This is a genomic window from Rhizomicrobium sp. (assembly GCA_037200985.1).
Lineage (GTDB): Bacteria > Pseudomonadota > Alphaproteobacteria > Micropepsales > Micropepsaceae > Rhizomicrobium.
This window is the reverse complement of sequence record JBBCGJ010000001.1, coordinates 338598-360907: the sequence shown is the minus strand read 5'-3', so window position 1 is coordinate 360907 and position 22310 is coordinate 338598. Positions and strand designations below refer to the sequence as shown.

The following is a 22310-nucleotide window of genomic DNA, read 5'->3' as shown; positions in this document are numbered from 1 at the left end:
TCGCGTCCAGTCGTTTCGGTTTGGACTTTTCCATATAGGAGTCGTCATTGCCGGCTTGTCCGGGCAACCTGTTTTTCTCCGGACCGAATTGGATCGCCCGCATGAAAGGGGCGATGACGAGGGGATATGCGGCGATTCAATCCAGACCGAAACAATCCTAGCGCACGCTGAACCGCGATTCCTGCAGGTCGACCTCGCGGACCAGTTTGCGGGTCAGCTCCTCCGCCAGCTTGCCCGATCGGCCGATGCGATAGAGCTCCTTGCGCTCGGCGTCGAGGGCGACGATGCGAAGCTTGCGCTCGATCGCATCGACCTTCTGGGCGAGATCGGCGTCCTGGCTCGCCTTCAGCCGGGTCTCGATCCGCTGCCGGTAGCTCTCCATGAGCTGCGCGCCGGTTTGCATATAGAGATCGGCGTCCTCCCTTTCCTTCCCCGTCTGGCGCAGATCGCGTTCGATCGCCTTGATCGCCGCCTGCGCCGCCGCAAGGCGCGCCTCGTCCTCTTCCTTCTGGTACCGCGTGTCCGGCGGCAGCGTCATGCCCTTCATCACATAGGGCAGTCCGAGATTCGCCGCGATCAGCGACACCAGGATCGCGCCGGCCGCCAGGATGATGGCGAGATCGCGCGCCGGGAAGGGCTGGCCCTCCAGCAGCGTCAGGGGCAGCGTCATCACGCCGGACAGCGTCAGGGCGCCGCGCACCCCGGCCAACGACATGGCCGCGATCACGCGCCAGCCGGGCGTCTCTATGGTCCGCCGGCTGGAACCTGCGCGAAACAGGATCAGGCCGAGCGTCGCCCACGCCCATAAGGCCCGCAGGGCAATGAGCACGCAACTGATCGCCAGGATATAGATCAGCAGCCACATCCGGCCCTGCTGCGCCGTTTCGTGGATCACCTGCCGCGCGCCGGCGACGATGCCGGGAAGCTGCTGCCCGAGCAGCACGAAGATCGCGCCATTGCCGGCGAATTGCACGGCGTCCCACACCGCGGTGCGGCGGATGCGCGTGATCGCCAGCGCACGGCCGGTCCGCTCCTCGTAGCTCATCACGATCCCGGCGGCGACCGCCGCCAGGATGCCGGATGCCTTCAGATCCTCGGCCAGGATATAGGCCGCGAACGGGATGAGCAGGCTGACCAGGATCTGCGTCCCCGTCTCCTCGCCGAAATGCCGGGAGATCCAGTCCTTCACCAAATTCGTCAGTACACTGACGAAGACGCCGACGGCGATCCCGCCAGCGGCCAGCCAGAGGAAGATGCCGGACGCCTCGCCGACGGAGAAGCTCCCCGTCACCGCGGCGGCGACCGCGAAGCGCAGGCACACCAGGCCGGATGCGTCGTTCAGCAGCGACTCGCCTTCGAGGATGTGCATCAGCCGCTTGGGGATGGGCGTCCGCGCTGCGATGGCGGACACGGCGACCGCGTCGGTCGGCGACAGGACCGCGGCGAGCGCGAACGCGACCGGCAGCGGCATCACCGGGATCATCCAATGGATGAAGAAGCCGGCGCCGACGACGGTGAATACGACAAGGCCGAGGGCGAGCGCGATGATCGTCCACTTGTCGCGGAACAGCCCTTCCTTCGGGATGCGCCAGCCGTCGAGGAAGAGCAGCGGCGCGATGAACAGCAGCAGGAATATCTCCGGATCGAGCGCGATCCGGAAGTCGAAGGTGGAGGCGATCAAGGCGCCGAGCGCGATCTGGACGAACGGGAGCGGCACGCGGATCGGCGACGCACGCGCGATGGCGCTGCTCGCGACGACGGCGGCCAGAAGCAGCAGGATGATCGTTATGGCTTCCAAAAAAGGGCTCCCAAAATCTGCCGAGGCGACGGCCCGGCGCTACACGAGCGCGCCCGCCGCCGCAATGCATAGCGCAAAGCCCGGCCGCCGGTGCAGATGGGCGGTTGTCACATTCGATGAAAACGACCTGAGCGAAAAGGCTTGCCCACCGGAACAAACATGGGGCAAAAGTCGGAAGGACTGACAGCGATTGCCGGAATTTTCCACACGACCCCGTAGCTCAACAGGATAGAGCAACGGTTTCCTAAAGGCGGCCGCATCACCGACAACTGGCATATCGAAGACAATCTTACGATGCTCTAGCGGATGGGCGTCGCGAAGGTGGGCCATAGCGGCCGGAAGACGAACCGATAGACAAGCGCCGGGGAACTCACCACCGTTCCGGAGCTTATCTGCAGCATGGATGGCCGCCGGCCGGGTCGAGGCGCCATGGCGATAGGAAATGCAACCATGCCGGCCGCTGCCGCGCCTACCGACGATTTCAAGTCCAACGCAAGAGACGGATGGAGGCCGGCATGACACGCAGAGTCGCCGATGTGATCGTCGAGGTTCTGACCAAGGCGGGCGCCAGGCGCTGCTATGGCGTGCCCGGCGACACCCTCAATTATTTCACCGACGCGGTGCGCCGCTCCGATCTGCGCTGGGTTCATGTCCGCCACGAAGAGGCGGGCGCGATGGCGGCCGGCGCGGATGCCCTGCTGACCGGCGAGCTCGCGCTCTGCGCCGGTTCGTGCGGGCCCGGCAGCCTTCACTTTATCAACGGCCTGTGGGAGAGCGGGCGCAACCGCGCGCCGGTCGTCTTGATCGCGAGCCAGATCACGCGCGACGAGCTCGGCTTCGACTTCCCGCAGGAGGTCGACTTCAACGCGGTCTACAGCGCCGGCACCGTCTTCTGCGAGGAGATCCGCACGCCGGCCCAGGCGCGCCGCATGACCGCGATGGCGGCCCAGGCCGCGCTGTCGCGCAAAGGCGTCGCGGTGCTGATCGTGCCGGTCGACGTGTCCCACGCCGCGGCCCCCGACGAGCCGGATTTCGCCGTGCATCGCGCCAGCCCGGTCGTCCGGCCGAGCGATGCGGAACTCGACGCCATCGCCGCGGTGCTCAATGCCGGAAAGCGGGTCGCGATCTATGGCGGCTCCGGCTGCGCCCATGCCCATGATCAGGTGGTCGCGCTCGCCGCGCGGCTGCAGGCGCCGGTCGCCCGCACCTCGCGCGCCAAGGACTTTCTCGAGCACGACAATTCCTACGACGTCGGCATGACCGGTGTGTTCGGCACGCGGGGCGGCTACCACGCGCTGATGGAATGCGACACGCTGCTGCTGCTCGGCTGTGATTTCGCCTGGCGGCAATTTTATCCGCGGCACGCCAAGATCGTCCAGATCGACATCGAGGGCGCGCATCTCGGCCGCCGCCATCCCGTCGACGTCGCCGCGGTGGGCGACATCGCGCCGACCCTGGAAGCGCTGCTGCCGCGGATCGACGCGCGCGACGATCGCGGCTTTCTCGATGCCGCGCTGGCCGAGGCGCGCAAAGCCGAGGCGAAGCTCGACCGGCGGGCCGTCGCGGGGTTGGGCGCGATCCACCCGCAATATCTGACGGAGACGATCGCGGCCCATGCCGCGCCGGACGCCGTCTATACGGCCGACGGCGGTTCGCCGATGGTCTGGTGCCTGCGCCATGTGCCGTCCACCGGCGCCAACCGCACCGTCGTCAGCCTCAGCCACGGCACCATGGCGAATGCGATGCCGCAGGCGCTGGGGGCGCAGGCGGCCTATCCCGGCCGGCAGGTGATCTCGCTCTCCGGCGACGGCGGCCTTGCGATGCTGCTGGGCGATCTGCTGACGACCGTGCAGGAGAAGCTGCCGATCAAGGTCTGCGTCTTCAACAACGGCGCGCTCGGCTTCGTGGAGCTCGAGCAGAAGGTCGAAGGCCTGCTCGACGCCTATACCGATCTGCACAATCCCGACTTCTCGCGCGTTGCCGAGGCGATCGGGATGTGGGGGCGGCGCGTGGAAAAGGCGGACGATGTCGCGGGCGCGGTAGAGGCATGGCTGGCCGCGCCGGGACCGGCCCTGCTCGACGTGGTCGTCGCGCGCAGCGAACTCGTCCTGCCGCCGAAGATCGAAGCCGGCCAGGTGCTCGGCACCGCGCTTTATTCGGCCAAGGCGATCCTTGCGGGACGGGGCGACGACGTCATCGACCTCACCAAAGGCGCGCTGGCGCCGTGAGCTGGTCGTGATCGATTGGCGACAAGCAAAAGAGGTTCGGTGACGATCGCAGTCAAGCCGGCGCGCCACGTGCGAGGGGCGCGGATCGTCGCGATCGGTCGTCGACGGGAGAGACTCAGGCGGCCGGCGTTGCGCGCACGCCCTCACTACTCCGATTCGGCGGCGATCAGCGATTTCATCTTGGCGTCCTGGCCCAGCCGCTCCATTGTCGTTTGGGGGGCACCGAAAAGAATCGCGCCGAGCTTGGAATTGCCGTCGCCATGAGCCGCGATCAGCTTGGTCTGGCAAAGTCGCTTTCCTTTGAAGACATGCTTTTCCGCCGTGCTGCGGGATACGCCCATCTCCATGGACACGCCATCATAGGAAAGCCCGTCCACGACACGCAGCACGAATGCTTCCCGGCATCGCGCCGGCAATTGATCCATGAGCTGCCGGCAGCCCTCCGCCCGCTCGGACTGGATCATGTGGTCCTCGGCGGACGGCGTGGCATGCGTGAAAACGACGTTCAGCGCGTTGCGCACAACGTCCGAACTGCGGAGACGACGGTTTCGAATATGATTCAAGGCCAGATTTCGAGCGGTCCTAAACAGGACGGCGTTCGGAGACCGCGCCCTGTCCGCGGCCAGTGCACGCCATGTGCGCACAAAAGCGTCCTGCACGATGTCGTCACAGTCCGTGTTGCTGCGCAGGATGCGTCGAACGAACCGCCGCAGCGCTGGCTCCTGCTCACGGTAAAGGGCCTCGATAGCCGCCGTCGCTGACGATAAAGCCGGATTCGACCAATCCGGGGGCAAAGGATCCTCCGCCTGCTCGGAAGAATTCCGAATCTTTCCAATATCTTGCGTCTCAAACGTCACGCACCCCTCCTTGGGAATCTGCATCCTCACTATGCGCAAGTTTATTGCGGCACCATAGAAATCTACTACTAGTCAGTCATTTTACTGACTGGACGAATATCAGGCTATGCGAAGGGTGCTATCTGTCAAGTCCCGTCGTGAGGCGGCGTCTTGCCGAGCGACAAACGCGCGGGCGCGACGCCGGCGCGAAGCGCCGGAGCGCCGACGCGGATCGGCCCTATCGGTTCGTGAAAAGGTCCAAAAAGGCGCGGGTTGTCGCGATTGAAATCGCCCGCCGGCGCCTGCGCCACCTAGTAGGCGATGCCGCCGCCGACCAGAAGGACTTCACCGTTCACATAATTGCTTTCGGGGATGCAAAAGAGATAAACGGCGCCGGCGGCTTCGTCCGGCGTGCCGGGCCGGCCGAGCGGTACCATCATCGGCAATCTCTGCCGCGTGGCGGCCGGTACGCCGACCTGCATTTCCCGGCCGTCGATCGAGATCCTGGACTCCGGCGCATCCAGGGCTTGCGTCAGCCGCGTTTCGATGAAGCCGTAAGCGACGCAATTGACATTCACCTTGTAGCGTCCCCACTCCTTTGCCAACGTCTTGGTGAGGCCGACGAGAGCCGCTTTGGCCGAGGCGTAGTTCGCCTGTCCGACGCTGCCATTGGTCCCGGCGATGGACGATATGTTCACGACCTTGCGGAACACCTCACGCCCCTCCCCCGCCTCCTTTTTCGCCAGCGCGCGGATCGGCTCGGACGCGGCGCGGAGGATACGAAAAGGCGCTATGAGGTGGACGTCGAGCATCGCCTGGAACTGCTCGTCGGTCATTTTCTGGATGACGCCGTCCCAGGTGTATCCGGCATTGTTGACGATGATATCCAAGCCGCCGAACGCTTCGATGCCCGTGGCGACGAAGCGGTCGGCGAAGCCGGGTTCGGTGACGCTGCCGACGCAGGCAACGGCCTGACCCCCGGCTTTCCGGATCGCGTCGACGACGTCGGCGGCGGACCCTTCATCCAGGTCGTTGACGACGACCCGCGCGCCCTCGGACGCGAGCTTGAGAGCCAGCGCCCGTCCGATGCCGCGGCCCGAGCCGGAAATGAGCGCGACCTTGTCCTTGAGCTTTGCCATGGTTCCGAAAATTCCGAATGGGGTTACGCCAGGGCGACGACCGCGTCGCCCACGACCGTGTGAAGCCCGCACCGCGTTCTCGCATTGATCTCGAGCCGGACGCATTTTTCGCCGCCGGCCTCGAACTTGGCGACGACTTTTCCGGTGCAGACCACCTTGGCATGGACCGGCGTGATTGCCGTGAAGCGGACGCTCCAGTGCCGAATGTTTTGTTGCGGCACCCATCTGGTCAGAAGCTGCCCGAGAAAGGCCATCGTGAGCATGCCGTGCGCGAAGACGTCCGGCATGCCGGAGCTTTTGGCGAAATCGCTGTCGACGTGCATGGGGTTGTGATCGCCGGACGCGCCGCAATAAAGCGCAAGCGTGTGGCGCGAGATCGCGGCGCTTTCGTGGATCGGAATCTCGTCGCCGATATCGACGGCGTCATAGGCCGGCGTCATGCGCGATCAGCCGTTTCTGACGACGATGACGGTGCGCGAAACGCCGACGCCTTCGCCGTTCTGGTTGGTCGCGGTCGTTTCCTGGACGATGAAATCCAGCAGGCCGCCCTTCCTGCTGTAGATGTCCGAGATCCTGGTTTTCAGCGCGATGCGGTCTCCCGCATAGATCGCCTTGCCATATTGAAAGCGCTGCTCTCCGTGCAGAATGCGGCCTATGTCGAGGCCGAGCCTTGCCATGATTCCGTCCGGGCCCGCCGCCAAACTCTCGAGGCAGAAAAGAAACGTCGGCGGGGCGGGCAGAGACCGATGACCCGCGGCTTTTGCGGCCTGCTCGTCGAAATAGACCGGGTTGGTCTCTCCGGTCGCTTCGGCGAAGAATTCGAGCCGGCCTTTTTCCACCTCGACGGAACGCATCTCCGTTTCCGAACCGATGAGGGATCTGTCCAACATTCCGGCTAAACCTTTTAACTTCATCGTCAAACTGCTCGCGATTCCGGACAAACCGACCGCTAGAGCGTTCGCACCGCCATATCGTTGTGCAGTCCTTGAAAGGCCGCCGGCATTTTCGACCTGTCGCGTCCGGCCAGTTTCAATTTGCCTTCGGCTATGCCCCTTGCCGCGGCCGCCTGCAGCTGCCCGGCCGTTTCCGGAGACAGGACCAGGCGCGCCAGCGGCAGGGCGAAATCGTAGTCCACGGTCGAGTGGATGTCGGCGTCGGCCAGTTCGGATTCGTCGAAGTGCACGACGCCGTTCTTCACGACGCCGTGCCATGCGAGCGTGCCGTCGCCGGACGGATCGAGATGCTTCGGCACGTTGGTGAAGACCTCGCAGAGGCTTACTTCGAAATTCGTTCCGGCGCCTTGCGTATAGGCGACGAGCAATTCCCTGAGCGCCGCCATCCAGGCGCGGCCGCCGAATTCGAACTTGTCCAAACGTCTTCTCCGTCATGGATGACGCACACGGGCGGAAAGATGCGGCCGGACCGCATCTTTCCGAACCGAAGGGCTAGATATGCCCGCGCAGTTCGACGCCGACCGTGCGACCGATGTTGATCGAGCGGGTCGTGTAAAGCCCGCCCAGCACGCTGGTGCCGCCGCCCAGCACCGTCTTGTCGGTCAGATTGCGGCCCCACACATAGGCGCCCCAGCGTCCCTCCGAGTCCTCGATTCCGAGGCGCGCATTCGCGATGAGAAAGGCCCCGACGCGCAGCGCCAGCATGTTCGAAGGCTCCGTGAACTGCGGATCGCGGTAGTCCCAGTCGGTGGCCAGCACATAGTTCGTGCCCTCGATCAGGTCGAAGGGCCGGGTCCAGCTGCCGCCCCAGCTCGACGACCATTTCGACGCGCCGGCCAGCTGGTGGCCGTCGAAATCGACGCCGATGCCGCCGCCATTGGGGAATTTGTCGTAGCGCGCATCCAGATACCCGCCATTGGCGAACAGGGAGAGACCTTCGATCGGCGCCCAATTGAGCTCGAGTTCGACGCCCTTGCTGGTGGCGCTTGCGGCGTTGGCCACGCGGAAGCCCACCGATACGACCACCTGCTCCTGCTTGTCGGAGAAATCGTAGTAGAAGGCGGAGATGTTGGCGCTTAGCGTATGGTCGAACAGCACCGACTTGAAGCCGGCCTCGTAGGCGTTCAGGGTTTCGGGCTTGAAGGCAAGCCCGCCCGACAGATCGAAGGGAGGCGAAATCACGTCGGCATTGAAGCCGCCGGCCTTGAACCCGTGCGAGAAGCGCAGATACCCGACCTGGTCCTCGGTGAACTTGTAGGAAAGATTCGCGTCGCCGGTTATCGCCCCCTGGTCGTAGTGATCGATCACGCCCGGGATCGGCAGCGCGAAGGCGTAGATCACGTGCAGCGGCGCAAGGTCCGGGTCGAGCGTCGTCGGCAGCTGCGAATAGTTCAGGTCCTTGTGTTCGTGCGTGTAGCGGACGCCGCCGCTGACGATGAGCGCGTCGGTGATGTTGTACTTGGCGCTGATGAAGCCCGCCTCGCTGGTGTTCGAGATGCGCGCATTGGTCGTGGCCGTTTCCCGGTAACCCGTGGGCAATACCAGCGGAAACGGCGCCCCCAGCAGAAACGTCGGGAAGCCGTCGCCGATGCCGATATGGTACATCGACCTGTCGAGTTCGTGATCGAAGTAGGCGCCGGCGATCCATGAGAAACGATCGTCGCCCGGCGAGGTGAAGCGGAATTCCTGGCTGAACCTGTCCATGCCTTCCTGCATGCCGGTGTCGAAGCCGTCGAGCGGGCCGCCGTCCTGATCCCAGTCCCAGTCGCTGTTGTAGTGACGCCACGCCGTGATCGATGTCAGCGCATAGCCGTTATAGTCGTACTCCGCCTTTCCCGACGTGCCCCAGATGTTGCGCTTGGCGAGCGGCGGCGTGTTGATGTTGACGATGCGGTCGGTCGGGTTCTGCGGCGGCACGGTGTTGAACGGCGGAAACGGCGCGATCGCGCCGCCGATCGTCGACTGCGTCTCGCGCAGCCCGTTGCTGTCGGATTCGCCGCTCAGATCGCCGCGCAACTCCAGCGTGAGGCGATCGACGGGATTCACCACGACCATGATGCGACCGCCCCACTGGTTGAGGCTGCCGCCTTTTTCGCCGAGGTTTGTCATGTCGATATAGCCGTCGCGCTTCTGCAGGAAGCCGGAGGCGCGCACCAGGACCGTATCTTCGACCACCGGACCGCTTATCGTCCCGCGCAGCTGATAATAATCGTAGTTACCCGCGCGGAAATCGCCCAGCGCTTCATATTCGTTCGTCGGACGTTCGGTCGTGATGTTGATCACGCCCGCCACGGTGTTCTTGCCGTAGAGCGTGCCCTGCGGTCCGCGCAGGACCTCCACGCTCGACACGTCCGTCAGCACGCTGTCGAACGCGCGGTCGCGGCCCTGGAAGACCTCGTCCACATTGACGCCGACATCGGGCGGAAAACCCGCGCCGATGCCCGCGCCGGCGGAATTCGAGGAGATGCCCCGGATGGTGACCGAGCCGAACAGCGTGCCGCCGGCATTGACGTTCGGGATCTTCTGGCCGAGTTCGGTCAGGTCTCCGATGTTCTTGTCCTTGATGTCGCGGGCGTCGTTGACCGTGATCGACAGCGGAACGTCGATGAGGTTTTCACTGCGCTTCTCGGCCGTCACCACGACGGTTTCGATTCCGCCGCCGTCGGACTGCCCGAAAGCCGGCACGGCCAGGGCCGTCGAGGCCAACAAGGCCAGCATCAAGGCGCCGACCCCCGAGTTGATCTTGCTTGCAAGCGGCGATGCCATCTTCAAGTCCCCCTACAGACTTAAACACCCCCGCAAATCGAACATGCCCCCGCGGAGTACTGGACGTTTGAAGACACTTCGATGTCGAAAAACGCGCTACTGCGGGAGAAGACGTTTTGAAAGCCGATCTGAGGCGTAGCGCATTTCGGCGCGGCTCGTGTCTTCTAGATTGCCGGCATTCCGCCAATAGCAATGCGCGCCGTACCGGAGCCGAGGGCTTTCCCCGGCAAGACGTCCCGGGCGTTCTTTGTCGGCGGCACGGTGGACCACAATCCGAGAGCACGAGGCTGGCCGATGAACACCGACGAATATCAGAGCTATGACGCCACGGGCCTGGCGCAGCTCGTCGCACGCAAGGACGTCTCGCCGACCGAACTTTTCGAAGCCGCCCTGGCGCGCGTCGAACAGGTCAATCCCGCGATCAACGCGATGGTCATCAGCACGGAAGACGAGGCGCGCCGGGCAATCGCCGACGGTCTGCCGGACGGCCCGTTCCGGGGCGTTCCGTTTCTCCTCAAGGACCTTACGGCCCATTTGAAGGGGACGCGCATGACGAGCGGCTCGCGCCTCATGAAGGATTTCGTTTCGCCCTTCGACAGCGCGCTGACGACCGCCTACAAGCAGGCCGGGTTCGTGACGTTCGGCAAGGTGAGCACGGCCGAATTCGGGCTTCTGGGGGTCATCGATACGGATTTGTTCGGGACGACGCGCAATCCATGGGATCTGCAGCGCTCGCCGGGCGGATCGTCGGGCGGGTCGGCCGCCGCGGTCGCCGCGCGGATCGCACCTGCCGTGAACGGCAGCGACGCCGGCGGCTCGATCCGCATTCCCGCAGCCTGCTGCGGCTGCTTCGGGTTCAAGCCGTCCCGCGGACGCGTCTCGATGGCGCCCATGGTCGAAGGACTGGGCGGTCTCACGACGTCGCATGTGGTCACCCGGTCGGTGCGCGACAGCGCCGCGATCCTGGATTTGAGCTGCGCGCCCCAGCCGGGCGATTTCTTCGCCATCGAACCGCCGCCCACGCCCTTTGCCCGCGAGGTCGAACGAAGCCCCGGAAAGCTCCGGTTCGGCATGCTGCTCACCAACGTCTATGGCGGCGCCATGGACCTTGAGATCGTCGACGCGGTGAAGGAGACGGCCCGGCTGCTCGAAGATCTCGGCCATGCGGTCGAGGTGGCATCGCCGCTCGCCGACCTGGAGCAGGTGACGGCGATCGCCGGCATCCTCTTCTCCAGCTCGGTCAGGGCCGGGATCGACGCGGAAGTGGAACGCCGGGGCTGGCCGCTGCGGGACGACGAATTGCAAACCGTGACGCGCATGGTCTACGAGCGCGGCGGCCGATATTCGGCCCGCGAATTCGCGCGCGCGCTGGTGCAGATGCAGTTTCTCGCGCGCGGCATCGCGCCGGCGTTCCAGAAATACGACATGCTGCTGACCGGCACGCTGGGCCGGATGCCCGTGAAGGCGACCCTGGCCGAGGTGATGGGCGGCGGCTCGTTCGATCTCGATGCCGTCTCGGCCCGGTTCTACGATTTCGGGCCCAACACGCAGATCTTCAACATCACCGGCCAGCCCGCAATGTCGCTTCCCCTGATGTGGACCGAGACCGGCATGCCGGTCGGGGTTCAGATCGTGGGGCAGCCGGCCGGCGAGGCGGCGTTGCTGGCGCTGGCCGGAGAAATCGAGCGCGCACGGCCGTGGGACGCGCGCCGGCCGCCGGAAGGGCCGCTGCGCAACGGCCAAGCCTCCAAAGTCGAGGCGTTGTAATGTACACGTTGCCGCCTATACCAACTACGCCGATCGACATGATTCGCGGCAATTGAGGCATGCAGGATTCGATGAGCGACAAAGCCTGGGGCGCAACGATCAAGAGCCGGGAAGAGAAGTTCGAACTGAAACGCCGTGCGCTGTTGAACACGGCCGCCAGCCTGTTCCGCACCAAGGGCGTGGAGAACACGTCGCTCGGCGACATCGCCGTCGAGCTGAACATCTCCAAGCCGACGGTCTATTATTATTTCGCCAACAAGGACCAGGTGCTGCTCGCGCTCGTCGAGACCGGCATCGCGGAGTTCCTGGACAGGAGCAAGTATCCGGAGGACTTTCCGCTCGTCGAAGGTCTCAGCGGCGCCGATCAGCTCGAGCGGTTCCTGCGCCGGGCCTTGCGCATTCTTTTTTTCGGCGAGCTTGGAGGCGATGCGGCGAGCTGGCTGGCGCGCAATTTCGAAGGCGAGCAAAGGGTGCTCTTCGTCGCGGCTCAGCGTCCGTTCGACGAGATGGGGGAGACGATTCTGCAGGCCGGGTTCGACGACGGCTCGCTCGAACGCTCCCATATCGCGATGACGTATCGCTTTGTGATCGGGGTGCTCAGGTACATCCCGCTCTGGCTGAAGGACACGGACCTCGCGAAGGAGGATGTGGCCGAGGCCTGCGTGCACTTCGTGATGCGGAGCCTCCGGCGCGCCGCCCCCTGACCGCCGCGCCGGCGCCCTCAACCGTACTGGTTTTCCGTGGACGGGCGCGTCAGTGCCAGCTTCGCCGGCGATGGCCCTTCCTCGCGGTAGCCCTGCCACTTGTCGCGCCAGACGAGCTTGGCGAATTTCTCGCCATGCTGCTCCATCATCTCCGGCGTGATGTCGCTGAAGTCTTCCGCCGGCATCACGAAGCTGCGGCAATACAGCGTGACATAGGTCACGCGCGTGTGGTTGTTGTCCTTGCCGATTGCGCCGTGCCAGGTGTTGCCGTGGAAGACGCAGAGCGAGCCGGGCTTGGCCAGCACCGGCTGGACGATGTCGTCGTCTCCCGGGCCGCCGATGCATTTGGGCTGCTCCGCCGCGGTCGGATGACGGCAGAGCTTGTGGCTGCCGGGCACCATGAACAGCGGCCCCGTCTCCATCGAATATTCGCTGAGAATCCACGTCGCATTGCAGAACATGCCCCATGGCGGCAGCGGGGGCGGCACCGACACCGAGTCGCAGTGGAGGAACACGGGATTGATCTGGCCGGACTTCAGGATGGAGCCGCTCGAATAGATGCGCATGCTCGCGCCGACGACGTAGGACGCGAGCGCATAGGCCACCGGCGAGACCGTGGCCTCGCGGAAGATCGGATCGCGTTTCACGGTGTGAAACAGATGTTCGCCGTCGACCGAGCGCTGCGATTTGTCGACGACGTTCAGCGTCGCGACGTTTTTGTCGGCGGCTTTGGAATGCTTCCAGACCGCCTCGCAGAGCTTGTCGGTGAAGCCCGGCGGCGCCGCCTTTTCGGGCGGCACGATCGTGAAGCCGAACGTGTCGAGTTCGGCGACATATTGCTCCAGACCCAATTCACGGATGAGCTTGTAGGATTCGTTGACGCCCGCCGTCGTCTTCCAAGGCTTCAGTTCCATCGTTCTCTCCTTCTGCTCACAGCGCCGCGGGCCGATAGAGCGTCACGACGCACGCCCCGCCCAGTCCAAGATTGTGCTGCAGTGCCGCCCTGGCGCCCTCGACCTGGCGCTTCTCCGCCTCGCCGCGCAGCTGCCACACAAGCTCCGAACACTGCGCAAGGCCGGTCGCGCCGAGCGGATGTCCCTTGGCGAGCAGGCCGCCCGACGGGTTGGTGACGAACTTGCCGCCATAGGTGTTGTCCTCGTCGATAATGAAGCGCTCCGCCCCGCCTTCCGGGCACAGTCCGAGCGCTTCGTAGGTGATGAGTTCGTTCGCCGTGAAGCAATCGTGCAGCTCCACCACCTGGACGTCCTCAGGCCCCATGCCGGCGGATTCGTACACCTGGCGTGCGGCGTCCTTCGCCATGTCGTAGCCGACGACGCGCATCATGCTGGGCGGCTCGGTGAAGGACGACGGCGTATCCGTCGTCATCGCCTGGGCTGCGATCTCGATCAGGCGGGTCAGGCCCTTCTTCTTCGCATATTCACGCGACACGATCACCGCCGCCGCGGCGCCGCTGGTCGGCGGGCAGCACTGGAAGCGCGTCAGCGGGCCGTAGATGTGCGGCGACTGCAGGACGTCGTGCAGCGACAGCGGGTCGCGAAACACGGCGTAGGGATTGTTCGCCGCGTGCTTGCGGGCCTTCTCGGAAATCCGCGCGAAGGTCGAAGTCTGCGTGCCGAACTTCTTCTGGTGCTCGAGACCGGCGCCGCCGAAGAATTGCGCGGCCCCCGGCGCCTTCGGGTCGAATTCCTGCGCCCGCGCCATCGCATCGGCGAACAGCTCCATCGCGGGCTTGCGGTCGTTGTAGACGGAGCCCAGCGCGCCCGGATTCATCTGCTCGAAGCCGAGCGCCAGCGCGACGTCGGCGACGCCCGCTTCGACCGCCTGGCGGGCCAGATACAGCGCGCTCGAACCGGTGGAGCAGTTGTTGTTCACGTTGAAGATCGGGATGCCCGACTGGCCGAGCTTGTAGAGGACGCTCTGGCCACAGGTGGAATCGCCGTAGACATAGCCGACATAGGCCTGCTGGATGTCGGAATAGGCTAGCCCCGCGTCGGCGAGCGCGCGGCGCGCTGCCTCGGCGCCCATCACGTCCCAGGTCTCGCTCTGACCCGGCTTTTTGAAGGGCGTCATCCCCACGCCGGCAACCAGCGCCTTACGATCCATTTTGATGCTCCAGATGAAACCCGCCGGAAGCGGTCGCGTACCGGAAAAGACACGGCTCGGCCGATAAACCGCTATCGAAACCGCGGTCTAGTGAGCCGGCTCTTCCCTCTCCAGCATCCCGCGCAGCTCGGCCTTGGCGATCTTTTCCAGCGTGCTGCGCGGAAGGGACGGCACGAGCCGCACCTGCCGCGGGACCTTGAAATCGGCCAGCTTCTGCCGACACGCAGCCAATATCTCGTCCGGAAGAGCCGTTCGCGCCGGGTCCAGCGGGATGACGAACGCCACCGGCACCTCGTCCAGCATCGGGTGCCTTCGCCCGACGACGGCGACTTCCGAAACGCCCGCAACGTCCATGATCACGCGCTCGATCTCCGATGCCGCGACGTTTTCGCCGCCCACTTTCAGCATGTCCTTGGCGCGGTCGACGAAGAATATCGAACCATCCGCGCCGACGCGCACGCGATCGCCGGTGATCATGAATCCGTCCTCGTCGAACGCGGCCGCCGTCGCCTTGGGATCGTCGACATACTCTTCGAACAGCGAGAGCCCGCGGATACCGAAGATGCGCAGATCGCCGGTCTCGCCGGGCCGCACCTGCCTTCCTTCTTCGTCGACGATCCTGATGCGATATTCGGGCGCGACGCGGCCGATCGCCAGCGGCGTGTTGGCCTGGTGTACCGCGCCGACGATGCCATGCGTGACGGTCTCGGTCATGCCCCACCAGCCGATCGTCCGCACCCGGAAATGCGCGTCGAACGGCATGTCGCAGACCGCGCTTCCCCAGAGACGATAACGGTGATCCGGCACCGGAAGATCGAGCAGCGCACGCACGCAGAACGGCGCCATCGAGGCCCAGGTGCAGCCGTATTTGAGCGACACCGGCCAGAACCGCGAGGCCGAGAACTTCGGCTGCAGCACGCAGCTTGCGCCCACCCACGCCGCGGCCAGAAGCGAATAGACCTGCGCATTGGTGTGGAACAGCGGCATCGCCGCCCAATGGACGTCGTCCGGCCGCAAATCCTCGTGCTGCGACGAGATGCGCGCGCCCCACAGGGCATTGGCATGCGTCCAGGACACGGCCTTCGGCCGCGCCGTGGTGCCCGACGTATACTGAATCCCGAACGGCGCCGCCGGGTCGTGCGGTCTTTCCGGCAAGGCCCAAATGTCTCCCTCGATCTCTTCGAAACGGACGGCCCATGCCGGCGGGGAATCCGACGCCGGTTCGCCGCCATCCGTCCCGGTGACCGCGATCCATCGCGCGCCCTTGCAGGCGTCGCCCACGGTGTCCAGATATTTCGGCTGCGTGACGACCGCGACGGCCCGGCTGTGGGAGGCGAAATAGGCGACCTCGTCCGCGCTGGACCGCGTGTTGGACATGACGGCGACGGCGCCGGCCCAGGCGGTTCCGAGCCAGGCGATCACGCTCTCGGGACAATTGTCGAGATGGATCATCACGCGCTCGCCGGGGCGGACGCCGCGGGCGTGAAGGCCCGCCGCGAAAGACGCGATCGCGTCGCGAAAAGCACCATAGGTCCAGATGCGGTCTTCACCGGTGAACGGCGACCAGATCAGGAAGGGATGATCGCGGCGTACCTTTGCCTGGTGTTCGAACAGCGAACGGATGTCCTGGCCGCCGAAGGGGTGCGCGCCAATCCGGGAAATATGAAGACCGGGCATCGTCGAATGCGCCTCCTACAAGGGCGAAGAACTTTGCACGCGCCTCCCGGTACAGACACGCAAGACGGGTCTATCCTCCATCCGGCCCGCCGCGCGCACCGAAACGGACGGCGATAGGAAGACCAGACGCGCGCGATGCCGCTAGGCCGGCCCGAACCCGCGAAACATGCGGTGCAGCCGGCGGCTCTGGATCAGCCAGGCGCCGCCGACCTTGACGAAGTGATCGTGGAATTCGCCGAACGTCACCCGCGGCGCCGGCAAGGGCGTGCCGGGCGGAAGCGGCCTGTCATGGGCGAGGACCGTCAGATAGCAAATCCCGGTGGCGTGGCTGGCGCTTTTCACCTCGATGGTGCAATTCGTCACGATATGGCGCATCACGACGCCGCTCGCCTTCCAATCCGCCTGCCCCTGCATGATCGCGTCCAGACCGGCGAAAGGCGGATATTCGGGCAAGGTGATCGTCGCATCCTTGATGAAGAGGTCCGCGAATTTCGGATCCTGGCGGTCGGCCAGCGTGCCATAACGCGTCTGAAGGCGGATGCAGGCCGCTTCGATCTTGAGTTTTTCGTCTTCGGTCATGCGATGCGCCCGATTGCCCGCGCGATGATGGCGCGGATTTCGACGCGGCGGGAGTGGCGGATCGATCGCGTGCGAGTGTCTTGTCATGGGATATTTCGCCGAGGCCGACGATGGAGACGAGTGCGTTGGAGATCATCACGCTGGAGGGCGGCCCGACCGCGCGCGGCCGCCAGCATGGCGAGATGCTGCGCCCCCGGATCCACGCGCTGCTCGACCGCTGGGACGAGGCGCTGCGGCGCGTCTACAAGGTGACCCGCGCGCGCCATGTCGAGCGGTTTTTCGCCGAAACGAAATTCGAACGGGCGTTGCAGGCGCATGCGCCTAGCGTGCTCGAAGAAATCCGCGGCATCGCGGAGGGCGCCGCGGTCGACTACCCCACCCTGCTCGCGTTCCAGCATATCAACGAGGAGTTCTGGTTCGCCCCCTCCGCGGCGCCGCCCGGCGAGGCGTGCAGCACGATGGCGCTGGGCCCGACCGGCACGCAGCCCGCGCTGATCGGACAGAACCTCGATCTCGACGCCTATCTCGACGGCTATCAGCTATTGCTGCGGTATCGTTGCGACAATTCCGACGGCCGCATCCTGGCGCCCAGCGTGCCGGGCATGATCAGCCTGAACGGCATGAACAGCCACGGCTTCGCCGTATGCGACAACACATTGACCCGGCTCCGGACGGACATCGCGGGCGTGCCGATCTTCGCGATCTACCGCCTGCTCCTGGAATCGACCAGCCTCCCGCAGGCCGTCGCGCTGATCGAGCGGCTGCCGCACGCCTCCGGTCTCAACTGGGTGATAGGCGATCCCGAGGCGGTGGCGATGTATGAGCGCTCGGCGGGCACGATCGTCAAATACGGCCCCGACGATCCGTCGCAGCCCGTCTACCACACCAATCATCCGCTCAAGAATTGCGACGTCGCCGGCGCAGTGGGCCGCAAGCCTGGACGCAGCACCTATCTGCGCTTCGCGGCCCTGCACGAACGTTTCAGCGCCCTGGATGCGCCCCTCGGCATCCCGGCGATCAAGGAAATCCTTTCGGGGCACGACGACCCGGACTATCCGGTGTCCCGCGGCGGCGGCCGCAACGAGGAAGACGAGAATATCGGCTTCACCCTCGCCTGCTGCATCTTCGAGCTGGACGCGGAACGGCCCAGGCTGCACATCGCGTCGGGCCCGCCACATCGTTGTGAATTCAGGACTTTTTCGGTTTGACGACATGGCGGATTCGGCCGTCGGCCGTGTCGGATCGATGCGCCGCAGGGAGACCGCCATGGACAAGTTCGAATTCGCCAGCCCCGCCTGGATCGCCGCGTTGAAGGAACGGCTGGCGAAATATGCCGCCGAAGCCGGCCCCGCCGCCAGTCTCAGCATCTGCGAGGTCTTCAACAAGGTGCCCAAGCACCTCGACAAGAACGGCACCGGCACCATCGCCTGGCACTGCATCGTCGAGAACGGCAAGCTGGTGAAATTCGAGGAGACCGCGATTGCCGAGGCGGACGTCCGCACCGAGCACGACTACGACTTCGTCGTGCCGGTCGCGCGGATGGTCTACACCCCCGAAACCATGGCCGAGGTCGAAGCCTACATGGCCAAGGGCATCGCGGAGGGACGCTCGGTCTCGACCAGCCGCGACCGCACAAAGGTGCCGGCGAACTTCGTCGGCCTGCACAACGATCTGGCCGTGCGCACGCTTTAGGCGGCCATCCGGGAGAAGATCATGGCGGATTCCATCCTCTACGAAATGGCGGCGCCGAACGTCGCGCGCATCGTCCTCAACCGTCCCGAGGCCCGCAATGCGCAGGATACGCGCCTGCTCTACGCGCTGAACGACGCCTATGAACGCGCCGCCCAGGACGAGGCGGTGAAGGTGATCATCACCGCGGCGAACGGGCCGCACTTCTCCTCAGGCCACGATCTGCGCGAGCGCGACCACCTCGATACGCAGGACAAATACCGGCCCGTCACCGGCGCCACCGGCTATCGCCGGCCGGGCGCGGAAGGCCGCATGGCGCGGGAGGAAGAACTCTACACCGGCTTCTGCGAACGCTGGCGCGCCATCCCCAAGCCCACCATCGCCGCGGTGCAGGGGCGCTGCGTCGCGGGCGGCCTCATGCTGTGCTGGCCGTCCGATCTCATCGTCGCCGCCGACGACGCGCTGTTCGAGGACGTGACGCTGATGCTGGGCATTCCCGGCGTCGAATATTTCGCCCACCCCTGGGAGCTTGGGGCGCGCAAGGCCAAGGAGATGCTGTTCGCCGGCGCGCAGATCAACGCCGAGGAAGCGCGCCAATGCGGCATGGTCAATCGCGTCGTGCCGCGCGCCGAGCTCGCGGAAGCGACGCTCGAACTCGCGCTCCAGATCGCGCAGCGCCCGTCCTTCGCCCTCAAGCTCGCCAAGCAGGCGGTGAACGCCGCACAGGACGCGCAAGGTCGCGTCGCCGCCCATATGGCGGCCTTCGCCATGCACCATATCGCGCATAGCCACTGCATGGAGGTGTTCGGCGTGCCGGTCGATCCCACCGGCGTGCACAAAGGCGTGCAATCGAGCTATGCCAAGGGCGACGAGCCCTGGCGCCAGAAGGCCAAGACCTAGCAGGGCTTGATCAGCGGAAATTCGCGGGCCGCTTGGCGATAAAGGCGGCGAGGCCTTCCCGCGCCTCGCCGCCATCCAGCGCGGCGCAGATCGTGCGCATCTCTTCCATCAACTGGGTCTCGAGCGTGTTGTCCAGCGACATCCGGAGCAGCCGCTTGGCACCGCCATGCGCCGCCGTGGGGCCGGAGGCGAGTCGCCGCGCCAGTGCCGTCACCGCTTCAGGCAGCGCGTCGTCGTCGACAATCTCATTGAGGAGACCCCAGCCAAACGCTTCCTCCGCCGTCAGTTCGCGATTGAGCAACGAAAGCTGCAAGGCGCGGCGCAGGCCGACCAGGCGCGGCAGATACCAGCTCGACGAGCCGTCGGGCGTCAATCCGACCGTCGCATAGGCCATCACGAAGCGCGCCGAGCGCGTCGCGACGGCAAGATCGGTCGCGCAGGCGAGCGAGAAGCCGGCGCCGGCCGCAGCACCGTGGATGCCCGCGATCACGGGGACGGGGATGCGCGCCATCGCCGACAGCGCCTCGTGCAGATAGGCGAGCAGTTCGCGCACATAGGCCGCGGCGGCGTTGCCCTCGCCCTGGATCGCCTTGAGGTCGCCGCCGGCGCAGAACAGCCTGCCGTTGCCGCGAAGGACCACGGCGCGGACGCCGCGATCCTTCTCGCAGGCATGCGTCGCCAGCATCAATTCGCGTGCCAGTTCGCGGTCGATGGCATTGCCGCTCTCCGGCCGGTTGAGCACGATCGCCGCGACGCCGTCGGCGATCTGGAGCAGGACGCGCGCCGTCATCTCGCGCGGCCGCCGAGCGAGCGGCCGATGATCTCCTTCATGACCTCGTTGGCGCCGCCATAGATCTTGGTGACGCGCCCGTCGAGCCACATGCGGGCGATCGGATAATCGAGGATATAGCCGTAGCCGCCGTGCAACTGCACGCAATCGTCGACGATCGCGTTCTGCTGCTCGGTCGACCGGTATTTCAGCATCGCGGCGAACACGGGATCGAGCGCGCCGGCCATGAAATCCAGAACGCAGCGTTCGAGAAAGACCCGCAGCACGGTGGCTTCGGTCTTCGCCTCGGCCAGCTTGAACCGCGTGTTCTGGAAGTCCAGCACGCGCTGGCCGAACGCCTTGCGGTCCCGCACATAGGAGACGGTCAGCGCCAGGGCGCGCTCGATCATCGCAACCGAGGCGATGCCCGTCATCAGCCGCTCCTCGACCAGCCGGTCCATGAGCTGGGCGAAGCCGCACGCCTCGACGCCGCCGAGCAGCGCATCGTCCGGCACGCGCATGTCGTCGAAGAACAATTCCGCCGTGTCCGCCGCATGCTGGCCGAGCTTCTTCAGGTTCCGCCCGCGCGAGAATCCCGGCGTCGTCGTGTCGACAAGAAACAGGCTCACGCCCCGCGCGCCGGCGCTCGCATCGGTCTTGCAGGCGAGGATCACGAGGTCGGCGTTGATGCCGTTGGAGATGAAGGTCTTCTGGCCGCCGATCGCGTAGCCGTCGCCCGTCTTTTTCGCGACGGTGCGGATGGCCTGAAGATCGCTGCCGGCCGAGGGCTCCGTCATCCCGATGGCGCCGATGCAGTCGCCCGCCGCCATGGCCGGCAGGTAGCGCCGCTTCTGCGCTTCGGTGCCGTAGTGCAGCAGGTACGGCGCCACCACGTCGGACTGCAGCGTCAGCATCGGCGCGATCGCGCCGACGCGGGTCTGTTCCTCGGCGAGGATAAGCGTGTAGAGAAAATCGGCGTCCATGCCGCCATAGGCTTCGGGCAATCTGGGGCACAGGAAGCCGAACTCGCCCGCCCGCTTCCAGATCGAGCGCGGTGTGATCCTTGCCGCTTCCCATTCCGCCTGGAGCGGCGCGACCTCGCTCTCGAAGAACCGGCGCGCCGAAGCGCGGAAGATCGCGTGTTCCTCGGTAAAGGGCAGCGAGGACGGCAGCGTGGCCTGGCTCATAGCGTCCGACCGATGATGTCTTTCATGATCTCGCTGGTGCCGCCGGCGATGCGGCCGAGCCGCGAATCGGCGAAGCGCCGCGCAATGTCGGATTCGAGCATATAGCCGTAGCCGCCGTGCAATTGCAGGCACTCGTCGGCCACTTCGCTCTGGCGCTCTGTCGTCCACCATTTCAGCATCGCCGCGGTCGTCGTATCGAGCGTGCCGTCGATGAAGCTGTCGATGCAGTGGTCGAGGAAGACGCGGCCCAGGACCGCCTTGGTCTTGCACTCGGCGAGCTTGAAACGCGTGTTCTGGAAGTCGAAGAGACGCTGGCCGAATGCGGTGCGCATGCCGGCATAGGCCGCGGTCTCCGCCACGGTCTCCTCGCTGTTCGCGACCGCCGCCATCGCCATGATGAGTCGCTCTTCGGGGAGCCGGCGCATCAGCATCGGAAAGCCCTGCCCTTCGACGCCGCCCAGGAGCGATTCCGGCGGCAGGCGCACGTCGTCGAAGAACAGCTCGGAGGAGTCTTGTGCCTTGCAGCCGATCTTCCTGAGGTTCTTGCCGCGAACGAAACCCTCGCTCCTGTCGGTCTCGAGCAGAAACAGGCTGATGCCCTTGGCGCCGGCGCCGCCATCGGTCTTGGCCGCGACGACGACCAGGTTGGCCACCTGGCCGTTGGAGATGAACACCTTCTGCCCGTTGAGCACATAGCCATTGCCGTCGGCCCGGGCGCTGGTGCGGATCGCCTTCAGGTCGCTGCCGGCGCCCGGCTCGGTCATCGCGATGGCCGCGACGAATTCGCCGGTCGCCATCTTCGGGAGGTAGTGCCGTTTCTGCTGCTCGGTACCGTAGAGTTCGATATAGGGCGCGATGATATCGCTGTGCAGATAGAAGGTCAGCTCGTTGAAGCAGATGCGCGTCTGTTCCTCGAGGACGATCAGGCAGTGCAGAATGTCGCCGCCGCCGCCGCCATAGGCGGGATCCATCTTGGTGCAGAGGATGCCCGCCTCGCCGGCCTTGCGCCAAAGCTCGCGCGGCGTGCGGCCGGCGGCCTGCCACGCCTCGCGATGGGGGGCGCACTCCTTCTCCAGGAAGCGCCGCACGGTCGCGCGGAAATCCTCATGGGCGGACGTGTAGTGGCGCGAACGGATCATCGTGCTTCAAGGAAAGACGCCAAGCAACGACACCGGAGCGGCGGGATTCCGCCAC

20 protein-coding genes are annotated in these 22310 nt (G+C 65.5%); 6 read left to right on the top strand and 14 right to left on the bottom strand.

Going from position 1 to position 22310, the window contains the following annotated elements:
- Positions 1–157: 157 nt before the first annotated feature.
- On the bottom strand, positions 158–1798 hold the full coding sequence (locus WDN01_01730; protein MEJ0024721.1) for a Na+/H+ antiporter: 1641 nt from the start codon (positions 1796–1798) through the stop codon (positions 158–160).
- Between the two features lie 515 nt (positions 1799–2313).
- Between WDN01_01730 and WDN01_01725 the strand changes: the two genes are divergently transcribed.
- Entirely contained in the window at positions 2314–4026 is a 1713-nt protein-coding gene (locus tag WDN01_01725) for a thiamine pyrophosphate-dependent enzyme (protein ID MEJ0024720.1), read from the top strand.
- Between the two features lie 146 nt (positions 4027–4172).
- Here the strand turns inward: WDN01_01725 and WDN01_01720 are convergent, their stop codons facing one another.
- The 6 genes from WDN01_01720 to WDN01_01695 all read right to left on the bottom strand — a co-directional run bounded on the left by WDN01_01720 (position 4173) and on the right by WDN01_01695 (position 9720).
- Positions 4173–4883 (bottom strand): RNA polymerase sigma factor, encoded by a 711-nt coding sequence (locus tag WDN01_01720; GenBank protein MEJ0024719.1) that lies wholly within the window; start codon positions 4881–4883, stop codon positions 4173–4175.
- A gap of 290 nt (positions 4884–5173) precedes the next feature.
- A complete protein-coding gene (locus tag WDN01_01715; GenBank protein ID MEJ0024718.1) occupies positions 5174–6001 on the bottom strand; it encodes an SDR family oxidoreductase in 828 nt (275 codons plus the stop codon).
- A 23-nt stretch (positions 6002–6024) separates the two neighbouring features.
- Complete coding sequence (locus WDN01_01710; protein ID MEJ0024717.1) at positions 6025–6441, bottom strand: MaoC family dehydratase; 417 nt, start codon at positions 6439–6441, stop codon at positions 6025–6027.
- Positions 6442–6447: 6 nt separating this feature from the next.
- Positions 6448–6915: a MaoC family dehydratase N-terminal domain-containing protein gene (locus WDN01_01705; protein MEJ0024716.1), complete on the bottom strand. Its 468-nt coding sequence runs from the start codon at positions 6913–6915 to the stop codon at positions 6448–6450.
- Between the two features lie 35 nt (positions 6916–6950).
- Positions 6951–7373 (bottom strand): hypothetical protein, encoded by a 423-nt coding sequence (locus WDN01_01700; GenBank protein ID MEJ0024715.1) that lies wholly within the window; start codon positions 7371–7373, stop codon positions 6951–6953.
- 73 nt (positions 7374–7446) lie between these two features.
- A complete protein-coding gene (locus WDN01_01695) occupies positions 7447–9720 on the bottom strand; it encodes a TonB-dependent receptor (GenBank protein ID MEJ0024714.1) in 2274 nt (757 codons plus the stop codon).
- Positions 9721–10014: 294 nt separating this feature from the next.
- On the opposite strand from WDN01_01695, the gene WDN01_01690 reads away from it, so the two are divergent.
- Entirely contained in the window at positions 10015–11487 is a 1473-nt protein-coding gene (locus WDN01_01690; protein ID MEJ0024713.1) for an amidase, read from the top strand.
- A 71-nt stretch (positions 11488–11558) separates the two neighbouring features.
- Entirely contained in the window at positions 11559–12191 is a 633-nt protein-coding gene (locus WDN01_01685; GenBank protein ID MEJ0024712.1) for a TetR/AcrR family transcriptional regulator, read from the top strand.
- Between the two features lie 17 nt (positions 12192–12208).
- Here WDN01_01685 and WDN01_01680 read toward each other — a convergent pair whose 3' ends face one another.
- The 4 genes from WDN01_01680 to WDN01_01665 form a co-directional block, all read right to left on the bottom strand.
- Positions 12209–13105: a phytanoyl-CoA dioxygenase family protein gene (locus tag WDN01_01680; GenBank protein ID MEJ0024711.1), complete on the bottom strand. Its 897-nt coding sequence runs from the start codon at positions 13103–13105 to the stop codon at positions 12209–12211.
- 16 nt (positions 13106–13121) lie between these two features.
- Complete coding sequence (locus WDN01_01675; GenBank protein MEJ0024710.1) at positions 13122–14315, bottom strand: lipid-transfer protein; 1194 nt, start codon at positions 14313–14315, stop codon at positions 13122–13124.
- 87 nt (positions 14316–14402) lie between these two features.
- Positions 14403–15992: an AMP-binding protein gene (locus WDN01_01670; protein ID MEJ0024709.1), complete on the bottom strand. Its 1590-nt coding sequence runs from the start codon at positions 15990–15992 to the stop codon at positions 14403–14405.
- Between the two features lie 141 nt (positions 15993–16133).
- Positions 16134–16571, bottom strand: a complete 438-nt coding sequence (locus tag WDN01_01665) for a nuclear transport factor 2 family protein (protein MEJ0024708.1) — start codon at positions 16569–16571, stop codon at positions 16134–16136.
- Between the two features lie 110 nt (positions 16572–16681).
- Between WDN01_01665 and WDN01_01660 the strand changes: the two genes are divergently transcribed.
- Genes WDN01_01660 through WDN01_01650 form a run of 3 tightly spaced genes read left to right on the top strand, consistent with a single transcriptional unit; the run spans position 16682 to position 19160 of the window.
- Positions 16682–17779, top strand: a complete 1098-nt coding sequence (locus WDN01_01660) for a C45 family peptidase (protein ID MEJ0024707.1) — start codon at positions 16682–16684, stop codon at positions 17777–17779.
- A 58-nt stretch (positions 17780–17837) separates the two neighbouring features.
- Complete coding sequence (locus WDN01_01655) at positions 17838–18263, top strand: hypothetical protein (protein MEJ0024706.1); 426 nt, start codon at positions 17838–17840, stop codon at positions 18261–18263.
- A 21-nt stretch (positions 18264–18284) separates the two neighbouring features.
- Positions 18285–19160 carry an enoyl-CoA hydratase gene (locus WDN01_01650; protein MEJ0024705.1) on the top strand — a complete coding sequence of 292 codons (876 nt, stop codon included), beginning with the start codon at positions 18285–18287 and terminating at the stop codon, positions 19158–19160.
- A 10-nt stretch (positions 19161–19170) separates the two neighbouring features.
- Here the strand turns inward: WDN01_01650 and WDN01_01645 are convergent, their stop codons facing one another.
- From WDN01_01645 to WDN01_01635, 3 genes are read right to left on the bottom strand one after another with little or no spacing between them, the layout of a single operon-like run.
- The gene (locus WDN01_01645) at positions 19171–19950 is read right to left on the bottom strand and encodes an enoyl-CoA hydratase-related protein (GenBank protein ID MEJ0024704.1); all 780 of its coding nucleotides are present in this window, start codon (positions 19948–19950) and stop codon (positions 19171–19173) included.
- Entirely contained in the window at positions 19947–21116 is a 1170-nt protein-coding gene (locus WDN01_01640) for an acyl-CoA dehydrogenase family protein (protein ID MEJ0024703.1), read from the bottom strand. The genes WDN01_01645 and WDN01_01640 overlap by 4 nt, the downstream gene beginning before the upstream one ends.
- Entirely contained in the window at positions 21113–22255 is a 1143-nt protein-coding gene (locus WDN01_01635) for an acyl-CoA dehydrogenase family protein (protein MEJ0024702.1), read from the bottom strand. The genes WDN01_01640 and WDN01_01635 overlap by 4 nt, the downstream gene beginning before the upstream one ends.
- Positions 22256–22310: the final 55 nt, after the last annotated feature.

Coding starts and splice junctions, on each gene's coding strand:
- WDN01_01725 (MEJ0024720.1), top strand. CDS start 2,314: ATGACACGCAGAGTCGCCGATGTGATCGTCGAGGTTCTGACCAAGGCG.
- WDN01_01715 (MEJ0024718.1), bottom strand. CDS start 6,001: ATGGCAAAGCTCAAGGACAAGGTCGCGCTCATTTCCGGCTCGGGCCGC.
- WDN01_01710 (MEJ0024717.1), bottom strand. CDS start 6,441: ATGACGCCGGCCTATGACGCCGTCGATATCGGCGACGAGATTCCGATC.
- WDN01_01705 (MEJ0024716.1), bottom strand. CDS start 6,915: ATGAAGTTAAAAGGTTTAGCCGGAATGTTGGACAGATCCCTCATCGGT.
- WDN01_01695 (MEJ0024714.1), bottom strand. CDS start 9,720: ATGGCATCGCCGCTTGCAAGCAAGATCAACTCGGGGGTCGGCGCCTTG.
- WDN01_01690 (MEJ0024713.1), top strand. CDS start 10,015: ATGAACACCGACGAATATCAGAGCTATGACGCCACGGGCCTGGCGCAG.
- WDN01_01685 (MEJ0024712.1), top strand. CDS start 11,559: ATGAGCGACAAAGCCTGGGGCGCAACGATCAAGAGCCGGGAAGAGAAG.
- WDN01_01680 (MEJ0024711.1), bottom strand. CDS start 13,105: ATGGAACTGAAGCCTTGGAAGACGACGGCGGGCGTCAACGAATCCTAC.
- WDN01_01675 (MEJ0024710.1), bottom strand. CDS start 14,315: ATGGATCGTAAGGCGCTGGTTGCCGGCGTGGGGATGACGCCCTTCAAA.
- WDN01_01670 (MEJ0024709.1), bottom strand. CDS start 15,992: ATGCCCGGTCTTCATATTTCCCGGATTGGCGCGCACCCCTTCGGCGGC.
- WDN01_01665 (MEJ0024708.1), bottom strand. CDS start 16,571: ATGACCGAAGACGAAAAACTCAAGATCGAAGCGGCCTGCATCCGCCTT.
- WDN01_01660 (MEJ0024707.1), top strand. CDS start 16,682: ATGGAGACGAGTGCGTTGGAGATCATCACGCTGGAGGGCGGCCCGACC.
- WDN01_01655 (MEJ0024706.1), top strand. CDS start 17,838: ATGGACAAGTTCGAATTCGCCAGCCCCGCCTGGATCGCCGCGTTGAAG.
- WDN01_01650 (MEJ0024705.1), top strand. CDS start 18,285: ATGGCGGATTCCATCCTCTACGAAATGGCGGCGCCGAACGTCGCGCGC.
- WDN01_01645 (MEJ0024704.1), bottom strand. CDS start 19,950: ATGACGGCGCGCGTCCTGCTCCAGATCGCCGACGGCGTCGCGGCGATC.
- WDN01_01640 (MEJ0024703.1), bottom strand. CDS start 21,116: ATGAGCCAGGCCACGCTGCCGTCCTCGCTGCCCTTTACCGAGGAACAC.
- WDN01_01635 (MEJ0024702.1), bottom strand. CDS start 22,255: ATGATCCGTTCGCGCCACTACACGTCCGCCCATGAGGATTTCCGCGCG.